This window comes from Bryocella sp. (assembly GCF_058498515.1).
This window is the reverse complement of sequence record NZ_JBMHYI010000018.1, coordinates 1-3,297: the sequence shown is the minus strand read 5'-3', so window position 1 is coordinate 3,297 and position 3,297 is coordinate 1. Positions and strand designations below refer to the sequence as shown.

At 61.6% G+C, this 3,297-nt stretch carries 2 protein-coding genes; both read right to left on the bottom strand.

Annotated features, from left to right (window positions below):
* Positions 1-488: MOSC domain-containing protein (locus tag AC5E6W_RS04880; protein ID WP_491751141.1), on the bottom strand; the 488-nt coding region annotated here is incomplete at its 3' end.
* 63 nt (positions 489-551) lie between these two features.
* Positions 552-3,297: penicillin acylase family protein (locus AC5E6W_RS04875; protein ID WP_491751140.1), on the bottom strand; the 2,746-nt coding region annotated here is incomplete at its 5' end.

The window sequence follows — 3,297 nt, the reverse complement described above, 5'->3', positions numbered from 1 at the left end:
GGATCCTCGACACGCACCACACCACCCGTCCGCACCACGCTCATCACCCCAGCACGCCGCGTTTTCTGGTTCGCCGCATCCCGCGGCCCCCACATCTGCTCCTGCAAACCCGCGCAAAATGCGTCGATCTGCGAGCACGGCGTGCGGAGCCCTGTGACCTCAACAACAGCCTCCGAGCCCAGATGCAACAACGTTCCCGCAGGCAGGCTGAGAAGGTCCAATCCCGTTGTCAGAACGTTCTCGCCAAGATCACCCGCATTTAACGCAAACCCTTTGGCAGCAAGCTCTTCCAGCAATTCGCCGGCGATCAAATGCACCTGGCACAGGTTGGGTAGGGAAGCGTCTTTGCGTTTGAGATAGAGGTGCTGCGTCGTGCGCCCACGGTGCGCATCACCCTCCACACCTTCGCCCGCAATGAGCGTGATGCTTGTCTGCGGCGACTTTGAGAAGCCGTGTTGTGGGTTGAGCGAAACTGAGGCGATCAGCATGAGACAGAGTGTAGAGGATAGAGTGTAGAGCGCAGAGAAGGCCTCTTCCGCGATCTTTCGGCATCAGGGTAGAAGCGTCAAGGTATGTACAGGTTGCGCGTTGGGCTGCAAGGGCATGGGGAACGTCGTGCCGTTGAGCCATGGCTGGAACTGGTCCAGATAATGCGGGCTCGCTGGATTGCCGGATTGACCGGTCGTGATATTGCCTAGAGACGCCTGCGGATTCGCCAGATCGGCGGTGAATCGCTCGCTGGGACCGTAGTTGAAGGTCATCGCTTTCACACTCGTGCCATCGCCGCTGGTAGCGTGCGGGCCTGTGCTTGCAGGGGTGCCGAGCAGACGATCGAAGAGCGGTGACAGCGAGAAGACCGGGTGCTGTATCTCTACCGGATGCGATGGGCCATAGTGCCAGGTGGAAAGGTTCGATGGTGCGTGCGCATCGCGCAGGCCGCGCTCTACGGCATCGGTGAGCAGGTCGTCCCAATTGGTGTATCCCGTGGGTAGCCAGCGCGCCGGAGTATTTTGAAGGAGCTTCTCCAGCGCCACCGATTGTTCGGACCAGTTGTAGAGGTTGAGCAGCTGTTCGGGGTGGGAACCGATCTTTTTGCGATGATCGTGCGCGGCGATCTGCGGGTAGAGGAGCATCGGCCAAAGCTCGCGCCGCGTGGCGTCAACGATCGCGGGTGCAGCGGCGTTGATGGAGACTTCGCCGTTCCAGGCGCGGAGAAAATCGGCGGCCTGCTTCAGACGTGCCTTGTCGTGAGAAAGCGTTGTGGGTGAGGCATGATCCAGGGCATAAGCGAGTCGTTGTGAGACAACGAGATCGAACTCGGAGTGGATGTCATCCTGGATCGCTAGCATGTCCGCAGGCGTAAGACCGGTGCGTCCTGCAAGGAGTTTGTTGATGCGCTCTACGCGGTAAGGCGGTGACCAGTTCAGCGCTACGGCGTAGGCGTAGTTGTCGGGCGTAACGCGTGCGTTGGCTGTGGCGAGGATGCCGTTCGACGGATCGACGATGTTTGGCAGTTCTGCATAGGGGATGTAGCCTGACCAGATTTGTGAAGCATCCAGCGCGTCTACTGGGACTGGTGATATCGGTGAGCCGATTGTGTAATCGAAGGTTGGTTTGCCGCTTGGAACAGCAGTCGGTGGCGGCTGCGCGGCGGGAAGCTGCGCGTCGTGGGTAGATTGCGATTCGTCGGAGTCGTTGAGCTGGTCTTCTTCGTCGGCGGGGGCAGGGCCAACTGGAATAGGAGCGGCAAGAGTGCGCAGGTGCTGCACTGCCGGGCCACGGACAGGGATGGCGCCGATGGCGTGGTAGCCGATGTGCTTTTGGTCGTCGGCGTAGATCACGTTGAGCGATGGGCCGCCCCAGGTTGCGAAGGAGGCGACCAGCGATGCTCCGTCTGTAGCGGTGTTCACGCTGAAGAACGGGGCAACGATGATCGTCGGGTCATAGATTGTCCACGCGAGTGAGAGCGCGCGATGATCGCTGTTCAGTAAAGGCGTAATGATGGGCGTAACGAGCTCTGATACGCCTGCGGCGCGGGTAGACATTGTGGATTGGCCGAGATGTTCGGTGGTGCTGAGGACATCGAAGTCAACGTCATGGCCGAACCGCACCTTGATGTGCTGAGGATGATGACCGACAGGCTGCCACGAGCCATCGACGCTTTGGAACTGCATGTTGGAGCCGGTGCCGCGCAGGTGCTCGATGCGGACATCCTGTACATCGCCGCCGAGGTTGGTAAAGCCCCAGGCTACGTGCTGGTTGCGTCCGACGATAACGAAGGGAACACCGGGGAGGGTAAAGCCGGCTACATCGATTGCCGGGGTGGTGGCAGTTGCCGGGGCGTGCAGCGTGGCTTCGTACCAGATGCCTGGAACGGAGAGCGCCAGGTGCATGTCGTTTGAGAGGAGCGGCGCGCCCGAGGCCGAACGAGAGCCCGCGACGGCCCAGTTGTTGGAACCTGCACGGCATTCGGCGCAACGAAGGCCCGGAAATTCTTTGCTGAGTGCCAGCAGATCGGTGGGATTCGCGAGTTGTGGCGGCTGTAGCTTCGATTGTGAGCGATCTAGCGGAATCTGTTCGACTTCGGGAACCGGCGTGGTGAGATCTGGCGGCGGTTGCGTAGGAGGGTGATCGCGCCAGGAACCTACAGGATAGAGGTCCGCGATCTGCTGCGGGGAAAGGTGCGCGGCGAGAGCTTCTCGGCTGAGTTTTACGGGGAACTGGGTGGAAAGGTCCTGGAACATGGCCAGCGAGACGAGCAGGGTGTCTCGTGGCGCCCATGGAGCGGGCGTGTAGTGCAGGAGGTGGAATTCGACGGGCAGATGGCCGTTGTGAGGACCGGTAGCTTGTGCGATGAAGGCGTTGACGCCGCGTGCGTACGCTTCGAGCTGATGGAGCTGGTCGGGGGCAAGCATCACCACCGCGCGGTCGGCGGTTTCTGTGAGCTGCAGGGTGCGCTGCAGACGGTCATGCGGGACGAGATTAGGGCCGAGGATTTCGGCGAGTTGACCGGCAGCGTGGCGGCGGACGAGGTCCATCTGCCAGAGGCGGTCCTGGGCCGTGATGAAGCCCTGGGCGAAGAGCAGGTCGTCGAGATTGGTGGCCTGGATGGAGGGGACACCTTGGGCGTCGCTGGTGACGGTCACCGGAGCGCTGAGGCCGGGGGCGTGCATGGCGCCATCGAGTTGCGGCATGGAGGCGTGCATGGCGTGGCGGAGCCACATTGCTGTGCTGATCAACGTGAAGGCCGCGATCGCAAGCAGGACGCCCAGCACCAGGAAGAGGCGGTGCAGATGG